The organism is Methanolobus sp. ZRKC3 (genome assembly GCF_045291275.1).
Lineage (GTDB): Archaea > Halobacteriota > Methanosarcinia > Methanosarcinales > Methanosarcinaceae > Methanolobus.
Genome location: NZ_CP146982.1, coordinates 2,619,744 through 2,642,564 on the forward strand (window position 1 = coordinate 2,619,744; position 22,821 = coordinate 2,642,564).

Here is a 22,821-nt window from a genome sequence, read left to right on the forward strand (position 1 = left end):
TCATTTCAACATTTCAAGCACATCACAGAGCTTATTGATGGTATCAACAGCAGTCTGCATACCTTCCTCATCCCCTGCAGCTGGCTTTTTCAGGATGCCGCCAAAATGGCCGCCATCGCCCATTACAACCATGCCATGGACATGCATCCATTCGTGAATGGTCTGTATTGTCTTTTCCTGTCCACCGTTCCTTGAACCACCAATTGCCATTGCGGCGCCAAACTTGTTGCTGAGCTGGAATCCCTGTCTGCGCAACTGTACACTTCTGTCACAAAGTGCCTTGAGCTGTGCGGTCATGGTGCCAAAATATACTGGGGAAGATACTATTATGGCATCTGCTTCTGCAAGTTTATCATACACCGGTTGCATGTCATCGTCTATGGGACAATTCTCGCCTTTGCCACAAACTCCGCAGGCTGTACAGGGAGCTATGCTGGATGCAGATATGAGAACCTTGTCGGTCTCAAATCCTCTTTTTTCTGCAATATCCAGCACTTTTTCTATCAATGCGTCATTATTCCCGCCGGATTTAGGACTTCCTGAAATTCCAAGGATCTTCATATAATCACCTGTTGGGATTGTGAATCAATGGATATTAGTTTTTGCTTTGTGGGGGAATACAGAAAAGATATAATAAGATTAGTTCATTAAGACCAAAAATCAACAATCAATGGTATTTATATCATTAAGACCATTAATGATTTTAGAGCTTATATTGGCCAAAGTCTTCAGGCAACTATGTGGTGATGGAATTTTGACTGCTAAGGATTATCTAACTATCGACGACTTTGATGTGGATGGCAAAACAGTACTTGTGAGAGTGGATCTTAACACTCCCATGGATCCGGAAGGGAATATCCTTGATGATATGAGGATAAAGAGTCATATTCCCACATTGGAAGATCTTAAGGGCGCGAAGGTCGTGTTACTTGCGCATCAGAGCAGGGCAGGGAAAAGTGATTTCACGACAATGAGCCCACATGCCAAACGCATGTCTCAGTATCTTGGTCGTGAGGTTGAGTATGTGGACGATATCTTTGGCAGCCATGCGAGATCTAAAATATCCGGCATGGAATCAGGCGATGTCATTCTTCTGGAGAATGTCAGGTTCTATTCTGAAGAAACCCTGAAACGTCCTGCAAAAGAACATGCGGGCACCCACATGATTCGCAAACTCTCCCCTCTTTTTGATATATTTATGAACGATGCTTTTGCTGTGTCCCACAGGTCACAACTTTCCATAACCGGTTTTACAGAAACCCTTCCAAGCGGTGCAGGCAGAGTGATGGAAAAAGAGATCTCTTCCCTTGACCGTGGTATCAAAGGGGGTGAATCACCCTGCATTTTCGTACTTGGTGGTGCAAAGGTCGATGACACCCTTAAGGTTGCCGAGAATGTCCTGACAAAAGGTGGTGCTGACAGGGTACTGGTCACAGGTGTAGTGGCAAATGTAATGCTTGCGGCAGCTGGTGTGGATATTGGCAAGGTGAATATGGATTTCATAGATTCACAGGGTTATATCGATCAGATAGAGAGGGCAAAACATGTGCTTGATAAATTCGATGATAAGATCGGCTATCCGCTGGATGTTGCAATGAACGATGGCGGTAAAAGGGTTGAGGTTCACATTGATGAACTTCCTGGCGAAAACCTTCCTATCAACGACATTGGTCTTGAGACAATTGTGGCATATTCCGAGGAGATCAAGAATGCAAAGACCGTTGTACTCAACGGGCCTGCCGGATTATCGGAGATCAAGCCATTCGCGCTTGGAACTCATGAGATAATCAAGGCAGCTGTAAATTCAGGTTATTCCATTGCAGGCGGCGGGCATATTTCTGCAGAAATAAGAAATCTCGGATTCGAGGGCAAGTTCTCTCACTTAAGTACCGGCGGCGGTGCATGCATAGACTATCTTGCAGGCGATCTTTTGCCGGGTATCGAGGCTCTGAAAGTAGCAGCCACACGATATAGACTTAATGAATGAGATAAATAATATCTTTTACTGGTAGTTGCATTGACGCAACTATCATGTCCATTTGATAATATCAGTTTTCGGAGTGTTGGCTATGGAAGAAGGGGTAAAGTTACTGACAGAGGATGAGGGAAAGATAGCTGTCCAGCTTGCAAGAGATGCCATTGAGACCTACCTGCGTACAGGGGAAATGATGGATGGCTCTGAGATCAAGCTCCCATCTGTTTTTAATGAGGAAAGAGGAGTTTTCGTTACACTGAACAAGAATGGAGAGCTTCGGGGTTGCATTGGGCATCCTTATGCAGATTCTCCTTTGAAGTATTCAATAACTGATTCTGCACTGTCTGCCGCCCTGAGGGATTCGAGGTTCCCACAGGTCCTTGCCAATGAGATGGAAAACATCACGGTGGAGGTTACCATTCTCACGAAACCGGAACTTATGGATGTCCCGCCAAAGGAACTTCCGACTTCCATTAAGATAGGTAAGCATGGTTTGATCGTTAAGAGCGGCTATCGTCAGGGTTTACTGTTGCCGCAGGTTGCACCGGAAAATGATTTTGATGAAATTGAGTTTTTAAGCCATACCTGCCTGAAGGCAGGACTGCCACACGATGCCTGGATAGAAGGAGCTGAAGTTTATTGTTTTGAGGGTCAGATATTCATGGAAAAAGAACCCCTCGGTGAGGTCGTAGAAAAGGACTTCAAAGACAAGGCATGCTTAAAGGAATAGGATTCCTTTAATATCCCTGTCTTTTCATTTTGTTATCTTCTTTTTTAAAGCTGCAGTTTTGCAGCTATTTATAATCCTCAAGCACTTTCAGGATGCTTTCAACGTCTCTCTCAAGGGCTTCAATTGCCATTTCCATCATGAGATTGACAATACCTTCGTCACCGAAAGTCCTGAAGTCGGTCTTGAGTCCCAGGACCGGTATCCCTTTAGCATAAGCGTATCCCATCTCCCATGCGGTTCCAGAGTCCACATCGCTTCCACCATCCAACACGGCAAGCACGATATCGGATTCATCTATTCCCCTGACATCATTCTCAAAGATGTTACGCTGCCTATCTTCCATTCGGCTGGACTGTGTATCTGCTCCATCCTCCTGTGGCAGGAACACGGAGAATCCCATTTCAACCAGTCTGTCACGCAACATAACGTTAAAATCCATTTCAGCCTGTGAAAAAAGTGGGCCTGCAAGGTAGATCTGTTTTTTTCCATCCATTAATTGAGTCTCCCATATTGAGGTACCCTGATTGTCGGGATGTTTAATAACGCTGATGTAAGCAGAGTGAAACTAATAGCAGGAATTTGAAATTACTTGATACTAGTAAATTTCAAATTGTGTTAAAAAAGAGCCAATCAAGAGGAACTAAATAGTTCGCTCTTAATGGAATTGTAGCATTTCTCGAATATCTCCTGTCCACCTTCGATCTCGAAAATATCGAAGCCGAATATTTTGGCGTATTCTTCGATGTTCTTATCGAAATCCTTCGTATATGTCAGCCCTGTATTGACCTTGGCAACCCTTGAATAGCCAGCCATGTCCAGAAGCATTTTATGCACCCTTATTTTTTCCTCGGGGTCTTTACTGTATTCACTGATATTGTCTATCTGGTCCCAGTAACGGGCAAACATTGGTGTGAAGAACATAGCCGGTTCTTTACTGTTGTCTTTCAACAGCTTCAGGTATTTTGCCCATCCGCCAACGGTGGCTCCGATACAATCGTCAACCACTCTTTCATCATCTCTGAGTATACGTACCTTGCAGCCATTATCAAGGGACTCAAATTGTTCCTCTACTTTTTCAAGTGCATTTCCACAAAGACCATAGAAGAGGAGTATGCCATCGGAGAAGGAACTGGTCTTCTCTATCTCTTCATGTATGAAGGATTTCAGGTTTTTGGGATACATGTGCAGTCCAAGTTCCACAAGATCTACTATGAGGGTGAACTTGTCTTCATTCTCAGGATCACGGAATAGATCTGGTTGGGATATCTCTGGTTTAAGTTCATACGATATTCCCTGTTCATCCAGTTTGTCAATGAACTCTAAATGTTCTCCCGTTTCCAGCACTATGATGTCGTCTATCTGGGAATCATTCTCAATGAGCCATATCATCTCATCCTGGAGCATCTTGCAGCCTATAATACTTAGAACGGTCATGCTATCTTCCTCATATCTATTTTTGTTAGTATTTGCAGTTAAAAATCAGTATAAATAACAAATGTTCTGCATTATTATATAGTTGTGCGTTACAATTATGTACCAAATATCTGGCTAATGTGAACTACACCTAAACTAAAGATTTAGGTGCTTCCTGCTTCACAGCCCGAACTATTGTTCATGACTCCACAGGCTCTTCCCGTAGTCCCTACGGTGCATAAGTTAAGAATATTAATTGCGGCGTTGTGATCTCTGTCGAGTACAAGTCCACAGTCAGGACATTTGTGTACTCTGACAGATAGACCTTTCTTGACAATGCTTCCACAACTACTGCATTTTTGTGATGTATTATAAGGATTAACTAATTCGACATACTTACCAGCTTCTTCCGCTTTGCTTTTTGTCATCTGGATTAATTGACCCCATGCAACATCTGATATCGATTTTGCTAGGTGATGATTCTTAACCATGTTCTGAATATTCAAATCCTCAAATACTATCCTGTCAAATCTATCAACCAGTATTCGACTCAACTGATGGTTAAAATCAAGTCTTTGATTACGTATCTTTCTGTGAACCTTAACAACTATGTTTTTTTGTTTGAATCGATTCTCGGAACCTTTCTTCTTCTTGCCCAGTCTCTTTTGTTGGACAGCAAGAGATTTCTCAGACTTACGATAGTATTCCGGTGAATCGAATTGCTCACCGTTACTCAGAGTAACACATGAGTTGAGTCCAACATCAATACCAATGGAGGTATTTGGATTTACTTTTGCAGGACTATTACCCATATCAACAGAGAACACTGCATACCACTGATTCACTTCTCTTTTGATAGTGCATGTTTTGACCTTGCCTTCAATCTCACGATGTTGCTTTATCCGGATGTTTCCAATCTTGGACAGTTTCAGTTTAGTTCCTTCTATCCAAAAACCCGATTGAGGGTACGTAAAACTATTGTACCTGTCCCTTCCCTTGAACCGTGGATAACCTGGAACATCCCCGGATTTACACCGTCTGAAAAAAGCATCAAAAGACTTGCCAAGTCGTCTGAGGACATCTTGTTTGACCTGAGATTGCACTGGCGTATTGAACTCAAGATACTTGATCTGATTGATCTGGTCAAATGTAGTAAGTCCTTGATTGGGCTCTGTAGAAAACCTACTTTCCATTTTATTTTAGCATAATAATTTAAAAAGGATTAATCCCCTGAGTATTACTTACCACAAGAAAACACAAGGGGGATGATTGTGTTTTGTCTAATAAGTACTTAAAGTTTGTTGATACAGCACTAGCTGTATCAGGAAACTCACACCTTCAGATCTATAGTTGCAAATATTCTAAAAGAAAATACACACAACATCAGCTACTAACATTGGTTTTGCTGAAAGAATATCTTAATGAAGATTATAGAGATATTGTTGAACTTGTCGAAGTAATGGATAAGGTCAAATCAAGGATTGGACTAAAACAGGTTCCACACTTTACCACTCTTCATAAATTCATTACAAGAATCAAGTCTGTTTATTTTAATGGATTGCTACAACAAACACTAAAACTATTTTATTCTCATGGGGAACAAATAAAGATTACCGCCATTGATTCAAGTGGATTTACTAGTGGTCATTGTAGCTACTATTATTCTTGGCGAACAGGAAAGAAGCGTAGATCATTCCTAAAAACTAGTATTTCTGTTGATACTGGAAAGTTCATTATTACTGGTTTTAAGATATCAGGCAAACCTGTGCATGATGCAAAGCATGCAATGAAATTGCTAAAGCAATGTCATAAAACTCGCAGATCAAAGTACTACGTGATGGACAAAGGTTATGATTCTGAAGAGATACATTCACTAACAAGAGACGAATTTAATTCAATTGCCATGATTCCTCTAAGACAGAGGAAAAGGAAGAAGATCAAAGGTAAATACCGTAGAAAAATGGTATGGGAATTTGACAAAGCATTGTATCATAACAGAAATTTGGTAGAAACGATGTTCTCTGTTTTGAAAAGAAAATATAGTGAAGAGATCAGGGCTAAAAAGTATTGGAATCAAGTGAAAGAGGTCAAATTCAAGATATTAGTACATAACCTTGACAGGTATGTCAAGGTTATTTTTATTATTCAAATGAGGATTTCTACAGAGCCCTTGATTGCATCTTTCATATGCATTCCGTCTGTCTGCTAAGAATTCATTGTAGATGTATCTACATACATCCAGAGTTTTGACCAGAATAATTCCCTGTTCTTTGGTGGGGTACAGACGGAATTTATACGATTTCCGCATAATATAATATACGCTGTAATGGTATTAATATGTATCAGAATCAAGAACAAGAGGCAGTAATAGACGCTTACATCCCCGATGCTAAAGACATCGGAGTTTTACGCTACAATTATAAAATAATGACCATGATATAAGACAGGTCGAATAAATGGTGAAACACCAACAACCCTTTTATCCCACCAGAACCAACTTTTTAATTGGGGTTATACATGTCAGGTTTGCTGTCCGGAATGCGAGTTATGTGGATAGGCATCGTTCTTTCTGTTATACTTCTTGTCATCTTCCTTTCATTCAATTACCTCGGGGTCCGGCCTTCCATATCATCGGGAGAAATTGAGAATATCAGCATGCCAGATGGATTTGCGATCGATATCTATGCCGATGATCTGGGAAGTAGCCTGATATCATATCCGGGACCATCGCCCGGTCCCCGTATGTTGATGCTCAAAGACGATATTCTATTCGTATCCATTCCCAACAAGGGGTTGGTGGCGGTGCTGCCGGACCAGGACCAAGACAATAAAGCCGATGAGGTGGACGTATTCATATCCGGTCTGGATTCTCCTCATGGTCTGGAATATCATGATGGTTGGTTCTACATAGCTGAGGAAAGCAGGCTAATCAGGGTAAGGGATGATGATGGTGACCTTGATGCTGATGATGGCAGTATTCAGGTGCTAATCGATGACCTGCCCACCCGGGGGCACTACACCCGAACCGTGAAGGTTCATGATGATGCTCTCTACCTTAGCATAGGTTCATCCTGTAATGCCTGTTACGAGGAAGATGAAAGAAGGGCAGCCATTCTTCGCGGTGAGCTTGATGGCAGCAACTGGAAGGTTTTTGCAAGGGGTCTGCGCAATTCAGTGGGACTTACATTCCATCCGCTGACCGGGGAGTTGTATGCCACGGATAATGGAAGGGACTGGCTCGGGGATGACCTTCCGCCAGATGAGATAAACCTGATACGTGAAGGCGGGAACTACGGCTGGCCTATCTGCTATGGTGACAACATCCATGATACGGATTTCGATACCAACCAGTACATCAGGAATCCTTGCATGGAACCCTTTGAGACAGCAAGTCTTATAGACCTGCAGGCACACTCGGCACCACTGGGACTTGCTTTCTACTACGGCGACAGTTTTCCTGAAGATTATAATGGTGACCTTTTCGTGTGTTATCACGGTTCATGGAACCGTCAGGAACCCACAGGTTACAAAATAGTGAATATTGACATGGATACTCTCACGGTAAATGACTTTGCAACGGGCTGGTTGCAGGGCAATAAAGTTCTTGGACGCCCGGTGGATGTCATAGTTGCAGATGATGGTTCGCTCCTTGTCAGTGATGACAATGCGGGTAAGATCTATCGTATCCATTATGCATCCTGAAGCTGTATATGGCTGGCAGATAATTAAGTAAATATAAGAGTTGTATAGTGTTAATTATAAGAGGTTCTGATGATTCATCATTCACTTACATCAGATTAGCGGGGTTAGACTATCACCATCAATACGATAAACTCGGATATTGATTTCATACTTGACATGCCGGAGGGAAGTTATTTTTCCCTGCTATACAACGAGGCCGGGGAGCTGGAAGAATTGCTCTGTGCATTCTTTGATGCCGGCTTGAAGAACAATGAGTGTTGCGTATGGGGTCTTTCAGGCAGGATGGACCGGCAGGTTGCCCTGGATATTCTTAAAGGTGCAGGAATTGATGCGGATACTTATCTCAAGACAGGTCAGATCATGCTCATACCATGCGAGGAGTGCTATGTTGCAGGTGAGGATCAGATATCCGAAAGAGAATTGCAGCACTGGGAAGAGCTCTATGAAGGGGCAATGTCAGCAGGTTTTGACGGCCTGCGCATGTTCAATGAGTTCACAATAGTTGGGGATGATGCCTGGAAGGCATTTGTGGAGTTTGAGAAAAAGGGCATGGATATCATCCAGAAGAGGGGTGTCATTGCTATTTTTGCATTTCTGGAGGAAGCCCGCTCCAGGTCTGAACTCATCGAGCTTATAGGCATGCATGACGGTACCATCATCAAGAAAAATGACACATGGGCCCTTCTCCAGAGCTCCTCGTTCTGTAAGACGGTCCAGAAAGAGGCACGTTTCCCTGACGATATACTGGAGAATGTCTGGACAGGTGTATGGGCGACTGATAGGCATGACAACATCGTCTACTTCAACAAGGGCATGGAATCAATATCAGGCTTGCTCAGGAAGAATGTGCTCGGGAAGAAACTTGTTAAGTTCATATCGCAACAACCGGAGGAGGATGAACTCACCTTCATCGATATCTTCCAGATGACAAAGGAAAGCCTTCACTCCAGGAATTATGATATATTCCCCTTCGTAAAACCCAACGGTCAGTACATCTATCACAGTGGTGTTCTATTTCCCCTGGCGGATGAACATGGTGATTATGCCGGGATGTTCGGTACAATTGGCAAACTTGTCGAACAGAGGATAAGCCGCGAGACCTTAAGGGACAAGTTCAAGTCCATTGAAAAGCTGGAAGACATTTACAGGAAGAGTCCGGTGATTGCTTTTCTCTGGACAACTGAAGAGGGATGGCCCATTGAGTTCGTTTCAGATAATATTTCCCAGTTTGGTTACACTCCTGAGGAACTGGTATCAGGTAATCTTGTCTATTCAGATTTGGTCCATCCTGATGATGTTGATCATGTAATCAAGGATGCCACACAGCTTGAGATATCCGGGAAGATGTACTTTTTAAATGAATATCGCCTACTCACAAAATCCGGGAATCCGAGGTGGGTCACAGAGAGGTCGTACCTAATAAGGGATGAAGCGGGCAACCCTGTCTATTATCAGGGCATCATCATAGACATCACCGAGCGTAAAAAGGCCGACGAAGCCATAGTTGAAGCTGAGAAAAAATACCGGATGATCTTTGAGAATTCTCCTCTGGGAATATTCAACTTTAACAAAAATGGTATTATTACTCATTGCAACAAGAAATTCCTGGAAATAATGGGGCTTGAGAAGAGAGAGGACATTATAGGTTTTGATATGGTTGCGTCCATTGTAGATGCAAGGATGAAAAAAGCTGTGGATGATGTTCTCTCAAGGAAGGTCGGACATTTTGAAGGTGAATACCACACAGTTTCAAGTGATGTCACGATCACCATTAAGGCTGATTACAGTCCCAACATCGCAGAAGATGGTACTTTACTTGGTGGTATTGGGGTATTTCAGGATATTTCCAAACGTAAAAAAGCAGAGGACGCTCTTCGACTTGATGAATCCCGTCTGGAAGCTCTTTTGAAACTTAACCAGATGACTTCTATGTCTTTTAAGGAAATCTCGAATTTTGTCCAGGAAGAGGGAGTAAGGATGACCCAGAGCAAGATCGGTTACCTTGCATTTTTGGATGATGCGAACGTGCTGATCATGCATTCATGGTCAAAGAACGCAATGAAGATATGTGCTGTGGATAACAGGAGATTTGAATATCCGCTTGAAACTACTGGTATATGGGGTGAGGCCATAAGGCAGCGGAAGCCTATCATAACCAATGATTTCCAGGCTCCAAATCCATTAAAAAAGGGATACCCTCTTGGACACATCAAGATATTGCGCCACATGAACATCCCTATTTTTGACGGTGACAAAATAGTAGGTGTGGCAGGTGTTGGTAACAAGGAAAGTGAATATGACCAGTCTGATGTCAGGCAACTGACTCTGCTTATGGAAGGTATGTGGCGGCTCATACAACGTAAAAAGGCTGAGGATACCCTCAGGGAATATGCCCGGGAGATATCTTCGGTCAACGAAGAGCTTTCAAGAACGAATGAGGAACTGTCAAATGCCAACGAGGAGCTGAAATCCCTGGACAGGATGAAAGATGAGTTCCTATCCAATGTCAGCCATGAGTTCAAAACCCCGCTTACTTCCATACAGGGCTACAGTCAGTTGATCTCTGATGGTACTCTTGGTGATGTTAATGAGCAACAAAGGAAAGCTGTCGAGACTGTTATTCGCAATTCCGAACGTTTGAGAAGACTTGTGGATTCCCTCCTATATCTTAGCAGGGCTCAGGCCGGCAAGATTCGATACTCCTTTGATCATCTACGGATCGCGGATGTCATAGATAATTCCATACAGGATATCGCACTTCAGGCAGAGAGCAAGAATATTACTATTAAGAAGGATGTCCCTGACGAACTGCCTGTGATCACCGCAGACAAAGATAAGCTGATGGATGTATTCATAAACCTAATTGACAACGCTATTAAATTCACACCTGAAAATGGTACCATCACAGTTTCATCCAATGTGGATGGGGAGTCACTTCACCTTTCAGTAAAGGATACGGGAATCGGTATTCCTGAGAGTAAGATCCCAAATCTCTTCCAGCGTTTCTATCAGATAGATTCATCTGTTAAACGCAAATACGGAGGTACTGGCCTTGGCCTTTACATTTGCAGGAAGATAGTGGAAGACCATGGCGGCAACATCTGGGTTGAAAGCACAGAAGGAGAGGGCAGTACGTTCCATATAATGCTTCCACTATGATTAGTCTGATCCAGCAAAAAGTTTGGTTTTCTTATCAATGAATATTTATCTTTTTAGTTCATTCGATATGTTCAGATATTAGAAAGGTGAGGCAAAATGAAAATTATAATCATAGGCGGTTTCCTTGGAAGCGGAAAAACTACAACTTTGATGAACCTCAGCAAACACCTTATTGAAAATGGCCATAAGGTTGCCATAATCGTAAATGAGGTTGGTGAAGTTGGCGTAGATGGAGAAACAATGTCTGTTGGAGGCCTTGTTACCAAGGAACTTACAAGTGGATGTATCTGCTGTACCCTGCTTACAAGTATGGAAATAACACTGGATACTCTCATGGAGGAGTATGGTCCTGATGTTGTTATAATTGAGCCAACAGGTATCGCATTCCCTCTTCAGATCAAAGAAGGCATCGAGTTGATGAGGTTAGATGATCTTTCCTTTGCACCTATAGTTACCCTGGTGGATGCCAGCAGACTGACAATGGAAATGAAGCAGATACCAAGGTTCATAGAAAACCAGATAAAAGACTCAGAGATAGTCTGTATAAACAAGATCGATCTGGTGGACATGGAAACGCTTACATTTGTTTCCAATAATATCTTGCAGCTAAACCCTGACGCAATGCTCGTTGAATTCTCCGCTAAGAATGTAGATGCAAAGTTCCAGACATTCATGGACCTGCTTACGGGTGAGAGCAAAATAGTAAAGGAGAGCGAGCACCTGAATTCCATAGAGATGTCCGGTGTTGGCAGCTATGCCGGTGAATATCTTCTGAAAGCTGATGAGCTGAATTCGGATATGATCACCACAATGCTTGTGCACCTGCTTACAGATCTCAAAGAGAAATTAAAGGAGCTAAATCCTGATTTCATTGGTCATATAAAGATGACATTCAAGTTCAGTGAAGGTCTCATCAAGGCTAACCTTACCTCATCCCTAGGTGACCCTTATGTGGAAATACTGGAAGAGGTAGATGAAGATGAGCAGCACCTGAAGTTCCTTTCTGCTATCACAAAGGTCTCCAAGGAGGATCTTATCCGTATACTCGATGGTTCCATCGAGAAAATACTCTCCGATGAGGATATAGGATTTGAGAAACTTGATACATCCCCTGGTCCTGATATAATCACACTCTGAGCAGAATCATTCCTGCTCTTAATCCTTTTCTTTTTTTGATCATTTTCACCCCCCATCTGAAAGGATAAATATCATCGTAACCTTCTTTTTTTCATGAAGATGAATCCCGAACTTGAGATCATAGAATCACTTGCAAAGACAATTCTGGTGGCTGCCAGGACCGCACCCAAGGGTAAGGGTATAGATGATATTGTCACATTCCTGCTGGACGGGGATGAGAAGGCAGAACTTGCTGATAAGATGGAAGAGCTGGCTGAAATAAAAGGTATGAAGTTCCTGATACGGGATGCAGGGAATGTAAGGGATTCTGATGCCATAGTCCTGATAGGTCTGAAATCCTCGGGAGTTTGCGGTCTGAACTGTGGAGCATGCGGATTTGAAAAATGCAAGGAAATGCTGGATGCCAAACAGGTCAGTGTTGAGTTCACGGGTCCGCACTGCATGATCAAGTACGTGGATCTGGGAATTGCCGTGGGATGTGCTGCTGCAAAAGCAAAGGATCTTTGCGTTGATAACAGGGTACTCTACTCAGCAGGTGCCGCTGCATGTTACTTCGATATGATAGATGCTGATGTTGCCATGGCTCTTCCACTGAGTGTCAATGGTAAGAATATCTTCTTTGACAGACCATCGACCAGATGATCCTTGGCAGAGGATGGCGAATAATTGCCAAATAGAATTAATATTTCAGATACACATATTAGATTAGTTTAATTAGATCAGTTTAGATTAGTTCCATGGGGAGTGGGATGAAGTGGCAACAGAAGCATGCATCACAAAAGAGACAAAGGGACTTGGTTTTTTTGAAAAGTACCTGCCGGTGTGGGTATTTCTCTGTATAATAGCAGGTATCCTGCTTGGAAGGTTCGCACCTGAGGTGGCACTGTACCTTGACAGCCTGTCGCTATACGTCAATGAGGCTCCAGTGGTCTCGATACCTATCGCTGTCTGTCTTTTCTTCATGATGTACCCCATCATGGTGAAGATAGACTTTGCAGATGTGCTGCTGGCTGGCAAGAGTATCAAGCCTGTAAGCCTGACGCTTTTGATAAACTGGGCTATCAAGCCCTTTACCATGTACCTGATATCCCTGTTCTTCCTCGGTACTCTCTTCCTCCAGTTCATAGGTCCCGAAGCCGTGGACCTTGTGAAAATGCCATTCGGACTCGACCTGCCAGTTGGTGCGATTTACGGAGAGGGGACTGTGGTACTTGTTGAAGGCATAAAAATGCTCGAGGTCCCACTCTGGCGAAGCTATCTTGCAGGATGCATCCTGCTTGGCATAGCTCCATGTACGGCAATGGTGCTTGTCTGGGGATATCTTGCCAAGGGAAATGACTGCCATACTCTTGTGATGGTTGCCATCAATTCCCTTGCCATGCTCCTGTTCTATGGTCCACTGGGTGGATTCCTGCTTGGTGTTGGCAAATTGCCAGTTCCATGGGAGGCACTCGCTCTGTCCATAGGGATATATGTGGCACTTCCCCTGGCTGCAGGATATGTTTCCCGTAAACTGATAATCAGGAAGAAGGGCAAGGAATGGTTCAACACCAGTTTCGTACACCTGCTCACGCCTGTTACGATCATAGCCCTGCTTATCACGCTAATCCTGCTTTTCAGTTTCAAGGGTGAGGTAATACTTTCGGAACCATTGACTATTCTCTGGATAGCAGTCCCTCTCTTCATACAGACGGTATTCATCTTTCTGCTTGGATATGTTCTGTCAAAAATACTCACGCTAAGTTATGAGGACGCAGCTCCAACCGCCATGATAGGTGCATCCAACCACTTCGAGGTAGCCATAGCAACATCAACCATCATTTTCGGTCTCTCCTCCGGTGCTGCACTTGCAACAGTTGTAGGTGTGCTTATCGAAGTACCGGTGATGCTGATGCTTGTGAGGATATGTCTTAGGACTAAAGGATGGTTCAGTTGACCGACCATTTTTAATTCACTTTTGGAATGGAAGATTAGTAAATCAAAAAGTAAAATTGTCTGTTTTTGCTTCCGATTATACAAACTAATAGGAAGTTTTTTTCCACGCTGTCAGCAGATGACGCAAAAACAGAGATTGTATATAAGTGAAATAGCTTATTTCAGAATGCTGTTGGAAGTTTTTCCTTCATTTGGCAGTTTAGGGTTTCTTCATAATCAAATATAATATATACGATACTATAATACCAATAATCATACCGATTACAGCAGAAACAAAGTTTAGCCCTGTTATTTTTTCACTTCCTTTATTTGGCGGTATCTACATTATACCCAACAAGATTTTATATTGTTTATTCATACCTTTTTTGCATGAGCATGATTTATAAAATAACCTACCCAAATGGAAAAATATACATCGGACAAGATATCACTGATAGTCTCGGTTATTTCGGATCGCCAAAGAGTGAACTTATTGAAAGAGATTTTACAAGAGACCAAAAACGCGATTTTACGGTTAGAAAAGAAATTCTATGGGAATCTAAAACAGCAGCCAAAGAAGAAGTAAATCGAATGGAATACAAATTCATAAGAGAATTACAATCAAATAATCCAAATAAAGGCTACAATCTAAGACCAAAATTTGAAGGATAATTAAGTTTCCTTTAATTGGCGATTATGGAATTTGGACTTTGTAGAAATCATCAACCAGGCTAAACATACAATCTTGGTGTGCAAACTCGAACCTAGCACCAATAAAAAAGATTAAAGAGACTTCTGATTACTTATTTTAGCTGATATTTTTTCATTTCATATTTTGCCATCAGATTGGATCCGAAAACGTATATCAGGATGATAATACCCAACCAGATAAAATGTCCACCCAATTCAGGTCTGCCTATATATTTCAAGAGTAAGCCTATACTGAATATCACCATATTTGCCATGGCTACTTTTTTATTCTTTTTTACTGTTTCCGCATACATATCTTTGCGTACAAGGTATTCTTTTTTTTCATCCTTCACATTTTCACATCCAATATATATGCATTATAATACCAGTGACTCAAATCCTTTTTGCCAAACGTTTACACTTCCTTTATTATGGGGATTGGGAAAAAATGAGGTTGACGAATCGCACAAGTGGAGACGAGTAGTAGAGCAAAAAATTAAATTAAAAATGATTTGTATTCGGATGTTACCTGCTTGTTATGAGCAAGTCACCCCATATACGATATTAAATATTATTCTTCCTTGATCGCTGCTTTGTTCTCTTTTTGAGTTTCAGGATCATTTAATTGTTCATCAGTAACATATCATTTATCTGTGTTCTTCTGAAAAATGTAGAACGCATAACCATATTCATCTGGGCGTTCTCTGAAGAGTTTTATCTCTTTTCTGTTAAACTCAAGTATCATTTCTGCCTCGGTGTTTCCTTTATAGTTATCACTGATTTCATCAACTCTTTTTTCCAGATGGTCGTAAAATTCATACCAGACAGAAACTGGCAGTTTAAAGTGATCAACGATATCATATCCTACTGCCGTAATAACTTTTTCAGTGTCAGGTATGTTCATGATACCAGGATATATTTCCTGCCAGAATTCAACAACTTCCGAGGAAGGCTCATCCGTGAACCATGTGTTCTCTGTCACTGCCATATAGCCCCCAACTTTTAGGAACTGTTTCCAGTAGCTAATTCCTTTCTCAAAACCAAGGATAAAGATGGAGCCTTCTGCCCAGATGACATCGAATTCTCCTGCTTCAAAAGGCAGGTCATCCATTGACGCACAAACTGTGGTGATCCTGTCATCAACTTCTTCTTTAGCCGCATTTTCCATAAGTTTATCCAGAAAAGGCTGGTAAATATCAGTTGCAGTGATGTGACAGTCGTTGCAGATCTTCGCAAGATGTATTGTCTGCATACCCACACCGCAACCAATGTCAAGGATCTTACTGCCTGCAGGAATGGAAGAAAGTAAATTAAAGGCTTTTTCAGTACACTTGTTATTACCTGGACCCTGTCTGGGCAACCCATCAAATATCTCAAAAATAGGTGATTCTACCATAAAAATATCGAAGAGATAATTGCTTAAGTCTTTTATGGTACCACGATAATGATTGCGTTTTCATCAATGTTTTTCTTAAGATTCTTCAAGTTCTCTAACTTGATTCTTATTTGTTCTTCTGATTTCATCTCTCACACTTCCTTTATCATGGGATTCAGGATTTCCTTCATTTGGCTTTTTAGATCAACTGTAGAAAACGATAAACAGCATCCAGATAATAAAAGCAATAGAGAAATCAATAAAAGGTAGTTCGACAGTCTCTATATTGGAGGAAGTGGAAGTGGTTCTCAAGATAACCCCGTATTTAGGAATACTTGTCGTAATCGTTTCTATCATAGGACTGTGGTTCCCGATACTCGGATACTTCCTGCTGATCGTTTTTGCAACACTTTTGCTGATAGCACCATTCAGGGGACGCTGGTTCTGCGGTAACCTTTGCCCAAGGGGAAGTTTCATGGACTTCTGGGTTGGAAGGATGGCGGGAAAAAAGAGGATACCAAAAATATTGAGGAGCCTCTGGATAAGGATCCCTATCTTCATATTGATGATGGGATTTATGGGATACAGGCTGCTCAACACGCAGGGACTTGTCAACCAGATAGGTATGGTCTTTGTTATCATGTGCATTACGACGACTGCCATTGCGGTGGTTCTGGGAATATCTATCGCCCCAAGAACATGGTGCACATTCTGCCTCATGGGGACAGCACAGCGTATAATTGGAGCAGGGAAATACCAGCTACAGATAGATACCGAGAAATGTATAGAATGCGGCAAATGTGAGAAGGTCTGCCCGATGAACCTCAAGATTCTGGAGATAACGGACAACCCGGACTGTATAAAATGTGGAAGATGTGTGGAGGCCTGTCCAAAGAATGCTTTGAGCTTCAAAAAATGAGTTCCATGTTGCTATCCTGGTATGTGATCATATCTCACTCACAAAAGGATAACCTGCCTTGTACCATGTTCTGAAGCCACCCAGCATGTTATACACATCACTAAAACCTGATCTTACAAGTTTTTTCCCTGCGTTTCTGCTCATGACATCGAATTGGCAGTAGAGCTGTATCTTCGAACCTTCTGGTATCTCATCCAGTCTGTCGGGAAGTTCGATAAGGTTTATGTTCACAGCACCTTTAAGTGAAAGGGTGCAAACAGGCTATGGGGTCTTACATCAAGCACAAAGAAATCTCTGCTATCATGCATCATCTTTACGCCGGGTAATTTGACATTGTAAAAACCTTCAGCAGTTCTAGTGATGTATTTACCGTAATCGTTCTCCAAGTCACCCCTTCCAAAGATGATGAATATCTTCTGTTAACCGCATTTGAAGTCACTTCAAACCGGATTCTACTGTTTGAATTGTGGTGGTTAATTAACGTTTTCATTTTATCTTTGTCCGGATATCTTCAATGGCAAGCTTTCGATCCCATCTCTTCTCTCCAAACCAAAGCGCAAGCATTATAGTACTACAATCACTTCTTCTCCATATATTTGACATTAATACAGTGATAACTATGATCAACGCAGGAATTATCGGTGCTTCAGGATACACAGGTGGGGAGCTTATGCGCCTGCTCCTGAACCACTCTGAAGTAAATATTGTGGCTGCTACTTCAAGGAAGCTTGCAGGTGAGGCTGTAACAGATACCCACAGGCACTTGAAGGGCTTTTTGGACCTGGGATTCCAGAATCTTACTCCGGAAGAGATAAAATCGGCATGTGATGTCGTCTTTGTGGCGGTTCCCCATGGCACTGCCATGGATATAGTTCCCGAATTGCTTGACGATGACGTGAAAGTCATTGACCTCAGTGCAGATTACAGACTCAAGACAGCAGCTTTTGAGGAAGCATATGCCATGGAGCACAGAGATCCCAGGGACGCGGTCTACGGTCTTGTGGAGCTTCACCCGGAGGTTGCAGAGCAGAACTTCATAGCCAATCCCGGATGCTATCCTACAGGTGCAACACTGGCAGCAGCTCCCCTTGCAAAGGCAGGAGTTATCAGCTCTGTGATATTCGATTCCAAATCTGGAATTACCGGTGCGGGTATCAATCCAAGTCCTGTATCCCATTATCCCAACATGGCGGAGAACGTGCAGGCGTACAAGCTGACCACCCACAGGCATGTTGCGGAATTCGTGCAGGAGCTTAACAGGCTCGACAATTCGCTTACAAATATCAGTTTCACACCCCATGTGGTTCCATCCATCAGAGGAATACTGACCACCGCCCATGTTTTCACAAAGGAGAAGATGGATGTGGATGGTGTCAGGAAACTCTATGAGGACATGTACAGGGACAAGCCATTCGTGAGAGTTCTCGATGGCAGCCCAAGTCTTGGTGGCGTACGTGGTTCCAACTTCTGTGATATCGGCTTTGAGGTGGATGAGAGGAACAACCGCATAGTTGTGGTCTCAGCCATCGATAATCTGGTGAAGGGTGCCTCAGGACAGGCGATACAGAACATGAATATGATGTGCGGATTCGATGAGACCAAAGGACTCTGGAGTGCAGCAGCAGCTCCTTGATTACCAATCCTGAAATATAAGATAATAGATAAGGTATATCCATGAAAGTACAAGATGTTATGAACCCGGATGTTATTGCCTGCAGTCCTGATGATTCAATAAGGGATGTTGCACAACTGCTTAAAGAGAAAGACATAAGTGGCCTTCCAATATTGGAAGATGGCAACCTTGTAGGCATAGTATCCGAAGGTGACCTTCTCAGGTTGCTGGATGTTCCGGAGCACAAGGGACTCTGGTTACCAAGTCCTTTTGAGGTCATCGAAGTTCCGATCCGTGAGCTGATAAGCTGGGAAGACTCCAAGCATATGCTTGAGGACCTGGGTTCAAAACCCATAAGCGAGATAATGAAGAAGAACGTTTACACGGTCTCTCCATCAGACTCCATACAGGATGCCTCGGCAATAATTACAAAACACAAGATCAACAGGTTGCCTGTTATTGAAGATGAGAAAATTGTAGGTATCATCACCCGTGGTGACATCATTCGTGGACTTGGAAAAGTGTAAAACAATAGATAGGGGATCATATGAAATTCATTGAAGGCGGCATATGTGCGGTAACGGGTGTCCGTGCAGCAGGTATTAAACCCGGGAAGATGGGACTTGCGGTTATTCAGGCAGAAGGAAACGCTGCCGGAGTTTACACAAGGAACAAGGTCATTGCAGCACCACTTGTTGTAACTCGTGAAAGTCTTTCCCGGACAGGAAAACTTGCTGCTGTGGTAGTTAACAGTGGCAATGCCAACGCCTTCACAGGTGAGCAGGGGATCAAGACTGCAAAGGAGATGCAGTTCCTGCTTGGACAGCAACTGGATATTGATGCTGAGATGGTGGCTGTGGCTTCCACAGGTGTTGTAGGTCGCCAGCTTGACCTTGGCTGGATAAAGGAGAACCTGGCAGATGTATCAACATCACTTTCCAATGATGCCCATGCAAGTATGAATGCTGCAAAGGCTATCATGACGACAGACACAGTTCCAAAGGAAATTGCCATTGAGATGGACTGTGGCATTCGCATTGCGGGAATTGCAAAAGGTTCCGGTATGATTGAACCCAATATGGGTACCATGCTTGCCTTTGTATATACCGATGCGGATATTCATACGGATGTTCTCGATGACTGCCTTAAAACTGCTGTGGATAAGAGTTTCAACATGGTGGTTGTAGATGGTGATACCAGTACCAACGATATGGTGCTTGTGACAGCAACAGGGCGTTCTGGGATCAGTCCGGAAAAAGATGATATCCTTCATGGACTTGAATTCGTATTGACCGAGCTTGCCAAGATGATAGCTATTGATGGTGAAGGTGCTACAAAGCTCATAGAATCAAAGGTGACAGGTGCAATCACAGATGAAGATGCTGTTCTTGTTGCAAAGGCAATAGTCCGTTCTCCTCTGGTAAAGTCAGCTATCTTCGGACAGGATCCAAACTGGGGCAGGGTAATCGTTGCAAGCGGCTATTCAGGTGCAGAAGTAGATCCGGAAAAGATATCCCTTTCGTTCTCATCCGGCACCGATGTGGTGGAACTTGTAAGGTCAGGTGTGGCAGTAGAATCCGATGAGGATGCACTGGGGAAACTGAAGGATATAATGGCTCAGGATGAGGTAGTTATCATAACCGACCTTGGTCTTGGTGACAGGAGTGCAACAGCATGGGGCTGTGACCTGACTTATGATTATGTGAAGATCAACGCTGAGTACACGACTTAATAAATTTATAATTGGATACAATTATAAACTATTACTCTTTTATTTTTGATTACTTTTTAAACATAGTATTTTATTACTGTGGGTTGTAAATACGGGTATTATAATATACTCACTATAAATGTGGCAGTGATATGTATGACTTTAAAAACAAATGATCCTTCTATTTTTGGTCTTGAAGCGGATTCAATGGAATTCTGGGAGGATGGTATTGTCATATTATCATCGGTTGGACTGATTTCTTATGCAAATGACAAATGGAAAGAATGTGCACCGAATAGTGATTCCAATCCCGTCAAATGTGCTGAAGGGATCGATTATTTAAAAGTGTGTGATCTGGCAACTGGTGAAGGATCAGAAGAAGCCTCTGCTGCAGCAAAGGGAATCAGGGATGTTATTAATGGTAATGCAAAAACATTCAAACTTGAATATCCTTGCCAGAGCTATGGAAAAAAACGCTGGTTTTTAATGAAAGTTCAGCCACTTTCTCAAAATTATCCTACAACTGTTCTTTTACAACATATTGACATTACTGAATGGAAAAACACAGAAAGTGATGTACTTGAATCTGAAATACTTTTTCAGACGGTCTTTAACAATATGCAACTTGTCGGGCTCATGCTTGACTCAAATGGGAATATCCTCTTTTGTAATGATTTCTTGCTCGATCTGACCGGATGGAAAAGAGAGGATGTTCTTAATAAGAATTGGTTTGATGTGTTCCTGCCTGCAGAGATAGTCGCGGAAACAAAGGATGTTCTCCTCAATACGATTGAAAATGCAGATCAATCATCATGTTATGAAAATGAGATCATAACAAGAGATGGTGATAGGAGGCTGATTGTCTGGAATAATACTGTTTTTAAGGATGGAACTGGCAATATCTCCAGCATCTCCAGTATCGGGGAAGACATAACAGGGCACAGGTTTGCAGAGAAGTCACTGTTGAATAGCAAAGGACAATTGCGTGCATTAGTGGATACCATTCCGGACTTGGTCTGGCTGAAAGATGTTAATGGTGTTTATCTTACATGCAATTCTAAGTTTGAGCGCTTTTTTGGTGCAAAGGAAGCAGACATTGTTGGGAAGACTGACTATGATTTTGTAGGAAAGGAATTGGCAGATTTTTTCACTCAAAATGATAGGGTGGCAATGGAAGCCGGCAAACCCACTATGAATGAAGAGACCCTCATTTATTCTGATGACGGTCATATGGAATATGTTGAAACCATCAAAAGTCCAATGTATGATTCTAATGGACGGCTGAATGGGGTTCTGGGTGTTGGAAGGGATATTACCCAGCGCAAGCAGGCAGAAAATGTGATCAGAAAGAGGGAGTTACAGCTCCACAGCGCACAGAAGGTCGGACGCTTTGGGAGTTGGGTGTTTGACTTTAATTCCGGCAGTTTGGATGCTTCGGAGGAAGCACTTAGGATATATGGCCTGGAAGGTACACAATATACTTTCGAAGATGTAAGGGGAGTACCGCTATCTGAATATCGTCCTATGTTGGATACGGCACTAATTGATCTTGTAACAAGAAAGCTACCGTATGATGTACAGTATAGAATAATAAGGCAAAATGATGGCGAGGTCCGTTATATACATTCGGTTGCAGAATACTTCGCTGCACGAGATGCAGTTATCGGATCGATTCAGGATATTACTGAGAGTAAGCAAGCTGAAGATGCACTATTAACTGCTAAATTGACTGCTGAAGCTGCTAGCAGGGCAAAATCTGAATTTCTTGCCACGATGAGTCATGAACTACGTACACCTCTCAATTCAATTTTCGGTTTTTCACAAATGTTGCATGATCAAATATCGGGTGAATTGAATGAAAAACAAATTGAATATGTTTCCAATGTTCTGGTGAGTAGTAAACATTTAATGGAATTGATCAATGGTATTCTCGATCTATCAAAAGTTGAAGCTGGAAAAATGGAACTTGGGTGTGAAAAATTCAAAGTTTTTGAGATCATATACGAGACATTAGGATTGATGCAACCTGCAGCAAATATAAAAAACATTGATATTGAAACTAAAATTGAGAATGATGATCTGGAATTATATGCCGACAAGAAAATGATCAAGGACATCATGTATAATCTTCTCTCCAATGCAATTAAGTTCACACCGGAAAATGGGGAAATATGTGTTAAGACAAGTTCCATTAATGGCGAATTACAGGTTTCTGTCTCAGATAATGGCATTGGTATCTCAAAAGATGAACAACAAGAGATATTCACCCCCTTCAAGCAGGTGGATTCTTTTTTGACTCGTAAAGTTGGGGGAACGGGTCTTGGTCTTGCAATTATGAAAAGGTATGTGGAAATGCACGGTGGAAATGTCACGGTGGAGAGTAGCCTGGGGAATGGCAGTACATTTACATTTGTTATTCCATTGTATCAGAAAGAGAATTGATGTTCGATGGCTTTGTGATGATGTTATTTGCTTTTCTCTCCT

Annotated in this window: 22 protein-coding genes and 1 pseudogene; 14 read left to right on the forward strand and 9 right to left on the reverse strand. The window is 42.3% G+C overall.

The annotated features are described in order from the left end of the window. Positions 1 to 561, reverse strand: a complete 561-nt coding sequence (locus V7O66_RS13345; protein WP_406660803.1) for a flavodoxin family protein — start codon at positions 559 to 561, stop codon at positions 1 to 3. Positions 562 to 754: 193 nt separating this feature from the next. On the opposite strand from V7O66_RS13345, the gene V7O66_RS13350 reads away from it, so the two are divergent. Together V7O66_RS13350 and V7O66_RS13355 are read left to right on the forward strand one after the other, a co-directional pair. Beyond that, the gene (locus V7O66_RS13350) at positions 755 to 1,987 is read left to right on the forward strand and encodes a phosphoglycerate kinase (protein ID WP_406660804.1); all 1,233 of its coding nucleotides are present in this window, start codon (positions 755 to 757) and stop codon (positions 1,985 to 1,987) included. Between the two features lie 82 nt (positions 1,988 to 2,069). After that, positions 2,070 to 2,705 (forward strand): TIGR00296 family protein, encoded by a 636-nt coding sequence (locus tag V7O66_RS13355; protein ID WP_406660805.1) that lies wholly within the window; start codon positions 2,070 to 2,072, stop codon positions 2,703 to 2,705. Between the two features lie 64 nt (positions 2,706 to 2,769). Here V7O66_RS13355 and V7O66_RS13360 read toward each other — a convergent pair whose 3' ends face one another. The 3 genes from V7O66_RS13360 to V7O66_RS13370 form a co-directional block, all read right to left on the reverse strand. Further along, positions 2,770 to 3,198: a nucleoside 2-deoxyribosyltransferase gene (locus V7O66_RS13360; protein ID WP_406660806.1), complete on the reverse strand. Its 429-nt coding sequence runs from the start codon at positions 3,196 to 3,198 to the stop codon at positions 2,770 to 2,772. Positions 3,199 to 3,335: 137 nt separating this feature from the next. Next, entirely contained in the window at positions 3,336 to 4,139 is an 804-nt protein-coding gene (locus V7O66_RS13365; RefSeq protein WP_406660807.1) for a DUF1638 domain-containing protein, read from the reverse strand. Between the two features lie 143 nt (positions 4,140 to 4,282). Next, complete coding sequence (locus V7O66_RS13370) at positions 4,283 to 5,311, reverse strand: RNA-guided endonuclease InsQ/TnpB family protein (protein ID WP_406660808.1); 1,029 nt, start codon at positions 5,309 to 5,311, stop codon at positions 4,283 to 4,285. 83 nt (positions 5,312 to 5,394) lie between these two features. Between V7O66_RS13370 and V7O66_RS13375 the strand changes: the two genes are divergently transcribed. Beyond that, positions 5,395 to 6,327, forward strand: a complete 933-nt coding sequence (locus tag V7O66_RS13375) for an IS5 family transposase (protein ID WP_406660809.1) — start codon at positions 5,395 to 5,397, stop codon at positions 6,325 to 6,327. 30 nt (positions 6,328 to 6,357) lie between these two features. Here V7O66_RS13375 and V7O66_RS13380 read toward each other — a convergent pair. Further along, positions 6,358 to 6,426: pseudogene (locus V7O66_RS13380) on the reverse strand (helix-turn-helix domain-containing protein); the annotation flags it as partial. 197 nt (positions 6,427 to 6,623) lie between these two features. On the opposite strand from V7O66_RS13380, the gene V7O66_RS13385 reads away from it, so the two are divergent. From V7O66_RS13385 to V7O66_RS13410, 6 genes are all read left to right on the forward strand, one after another. Continuing rightward, the gene (locus V7O66_RS13385) at positions 6,624 to 7,820 is read left to right on the forward strand and encodes a PQQ-dependent sugar dehydrogenase (protein WP_406660810.1); all 1,197 of its coding nucleotides are present in this window, start codon (positions 6,624 to 6,626) and stop codon (positions 7,818 to 7,820) included. Positions 7,821 to 7,976: 156 nt separating this feature from the next. After that, complete coding sequence (locus V7O66_RS13390; protein WP_406660811.1) at positions 7,977 to 10,979, forward strand: PAS domain S-box protein; 3,003 nt, start codon at positions 7,977 to 7,979, stop codon at positions 10,977 to 10,979. A 96-nt stretch (positions 10,980 to 11,075) separates the two neighbouring features. Further along, a complete protein-coding gene (locus tag V7O66_RS13395) occupies positions 11,076 to 12,116 on the forward strand; it encodes a GTP-binding protein (protein WP_406660812.1) in 1,041 nt (346 codons plus the stop codon). 93 nt (positions 12,117 to 12,209) lie between these two features. Next, on the forward strand, positions 12,210 to 12,758 hold the full coding sequence (locus V7O66_RS13400) for a ferredoxin domain-containing protein (RefSeq protein WP_406660813.1): 549 nt from the start codon (positions 12,210 to 12,212) through the stop codon (positions 12,756 to 12,758). Between the two features lie 112 nt (positions 12,759 to 12,870). Further along, entirely contained in the window at positions 12,871 to 14,052 is a 1,182-nt protein-coding gene (gene arsB, locus V7O66_RS13405; RefSeq protein WP_406660814.1) for an ACR3 family arsenite efflux transporter, read from the forward strand. A 368-nt stretch (positions 14,053 to 14,420) separates the two neighbouring features. Beyond that, positions 14,421 to 14,702, forward strand: coding sequence for a hypothetical protein (locus V7O66_RS13410; RefSeq protein WP_406660815.1), 282 nt, complete (start codon positions 14,421 to 14,423; stop codon positions 14,700 to 14,702). Between the two features lie 131 nt (positions 14,703 to 14,833). Here V7O66_RS13410 and V7O66_RS13415 read toward each other — a convergent pair whose 3' ends face one another. Continuing rightward, a complete protein-coding gene (locus V7O66_RS13415; protein ID WP_406660816.1) occupies positions 14,834 to 15,073 on the reverse strand; it encodes a hypothetical protein in 240 nt (79 codons plus the stop codon). 290 nt (positions 15,074 to 15,363) lie between these two features. Continuing rightward, on the reverse strand, positions 15,364 to 16,116 hold the full coding sequence (locus V7O66_RS13420) for a class I SAM-dependent methyltransferase (protein ID WP_406660817.1): 753 nt from the start codon (positions 16,114 to 16,116) through the stop codon (positions 15,364 to 15,366). A 265-nt stretch (positions 16,117 to 16,381) separates the two neighbouring features. On the opposite strand from V7O66_RS13420, the gene V7O66_RS13425 reads away from it, so the two are divergent. Beyond that, positions 16,382 to 17,014, forward strand: coding sequence for a 4Fe-4S binding protein (locus V7O66_RS13425; protein WP_406660818.1), 633 nt, complete (start codon positions 16,382 to 16,384; stop codon positions 17,012 to 17,014). A 27-nt stretch (positions 17,015 to 17,041) separates the two neighbouring features. On the opposite strand, the gene V7O66_RS13430 is transcribed toward V7O66_RS13425, so the two are convergent. Together V7O66_RS13430 and V7O66_RS13435 are read right to left on the reverse strand one after the other, a co-directional pair. Continuing rightward, positions 17,042 to 17,245 (reverse strand): rhodanese-like domain-containing protein, encoded by a 204-nt coding sequence (locus tag V7O66_RS13430; RefSeq protein ID WP_406660819.1) that lies wholly within the window; start codon positions 17,243 to 17,245, stop codon positions 17,042 to 17,044. Next, entirely contained in the window at positions 17,242 to 17,400 is a 159-nt protein-coding gene (locus V7O66_RS13435) for a hypothetical protein (RefSeq protein WP_406660820.1), read from the reverse strand. The genes V7O66_RS13430 and V7O66_RS13435 overlap by 4 nt, the downstream gene beginning before the upstream one ends. Positions 17,401 to 17,633: 233 nt before the next feature. Between V7O66_RS13435 and argC the strand changes: the two genes are divergently transcribed. From argC to V7O66_RS13455, 4 genes are all read left to right on the forward strand, one after another. Beyond that, complete coding sequence (gene argC, locus V7O66_RS13440; protein ID WP_406660821.1) at positions 17,634 to 18,647, forward strand: N-acetyl-gamma-glutamyl-phosphate reductase; 1,014 nt, start codon at positions 17,634 to 17,636, stop codon at positions 18,645 to 18,647. A 41-nt stretch (positions 18,648 to 18,688) separates the two neighbouring features. After that, entirely contained in the window at positions 18,689 to 19,153 is a 465-nt protein-coding gene (locus V7O66_RS13445; RefSeq protein WP_406660822.1) for a CBS domain-containing protein, read from the forward strand. A 20-nt stretch (positions 19,154 to 19,173) separates the two neighbouring features. Next, complete coding sequence (gene argJ / locus V7O66_RS13450; protein ID WP_406660823.1) at positions 19,174 to 20,358, forward strand: bifunctional ornithine acetyltransferase/N-acetylglutamate synthase; 1,185 nt, start codon at positions 19,174 to 19,176, stop codon at positions 20,356 to 20,358. A 135-nt stretch (positions 20,359 to 20,493) separates the two neighbouring features. Then, on the forward strand, positions 20,494 to 22,779 hold the full coding sequence (locus V7O66_RS13455) for a PAS domain-containing sensor histidine kinase (protein WP_406660824.1): 2,286 nt from the start codon (positions 20,494 to 20,496) through the stop codon (positions 22,777 to 22,779). Positions 22,780 to 22,821 lie beyond the last annotated feature (42 nt).

Bases quoted from the DNA above. Each gene is read 5' to 3' on its own strand.
- V7O66_RS13360 (WP_406660806.1), bottom strand. From the start codon at position 3,198: ATGGATGGAAAAAAACAGATCTACCTTGCAGGCCCACTTTTTTCACAG.
- V7O66_RS13365 (WP_406660807.1), bottom strand. From the start codon at position 4,139: ATGACCGTTCTAAGTATTATAGGCTGCAAGATGCTCCAGGATGAGATG.
- V7O66_RS13370 (WP_406660808.1), bottom strand. From the start codon at position 5,311: ATGGAAAGTAGGTTTTCTACAGAGCCCAATCAAGGACTTACTACATTT.
- V7O66_RS13390 (WP_406660811.1), top strand. From the start codon at position 7,977: ATGCCGGAGGGAAGTTATTTTTCCCTGCTATACAACGAGGCCGGGGAG.
- V7O66_RS13445 (WP_406660822.1), top strand. From the start codon at position 18,689: ATGAAAGTACAAGATGTTATGAACCCGGATGTTATTGCCTGCAGTCCT.
- V7O66_RS13400 (WP_406660813.1), top strand. From the start codon at position 12,210: ATGAAGATGAATCCCGAACTTGAGATCATAGAATCACTTGCAAAGACA.
- V7O66_RS13455 (WP_406660824.1), top strand. From the start codon at position 20,494: ATGACTTTAAAAACAAATGATCCTTCTATTTTTGGTCTTGAAGCGGAT.
- V7O66_RS13345 (WP_406660803.1), bottom strand. From the start codon at position 561: ATGAAGATCCTTGGAATTTCAGGAAGTCCTAAATCCGGCGGGAATAAT.
- V7O66_RS13395 (WP_406660812.1), top strand. From the start codon at position 11,076: ATGAAAATTATAATCATAGGCGGTTTCCTTGGAAGCGGAAAAACTACA.
- V7O66_RS13420 (WP_406660817.1), bottom strand. From the start codon at position 16,116: ATGGTAGAATCACCTATTTTTGAGATATTTGATGGGTTGCCCAGACAG.
- argC (WP_406660821.1), top strand. From the start codon at position 17,634: ATGATCAACGCAGGAATTATCGGTGCTTCAGGATACACAGGTGGGGAG.
- argJ (WP_406660823.1), top strand. From the start codon at position 19,174: ATGAAATTCATTGAAGGCGGCATATGTGCGGTAACGGGTGTCCGTGCA.
- V7O66_RS13355 (WP_406660805.1), top strand. From the start codon at position 2,070: ATGGAAGAAGGGGTAAAGTTACTGACAGAGGATGAGGGAAAGATAGCT.
- V7O66_RS13410 (WP_406660815.1), top strand. From the start codon at position 14,421: ATGAGCATGATTTATAAAATAACCTACCCAAATGGAAAAATATACATC.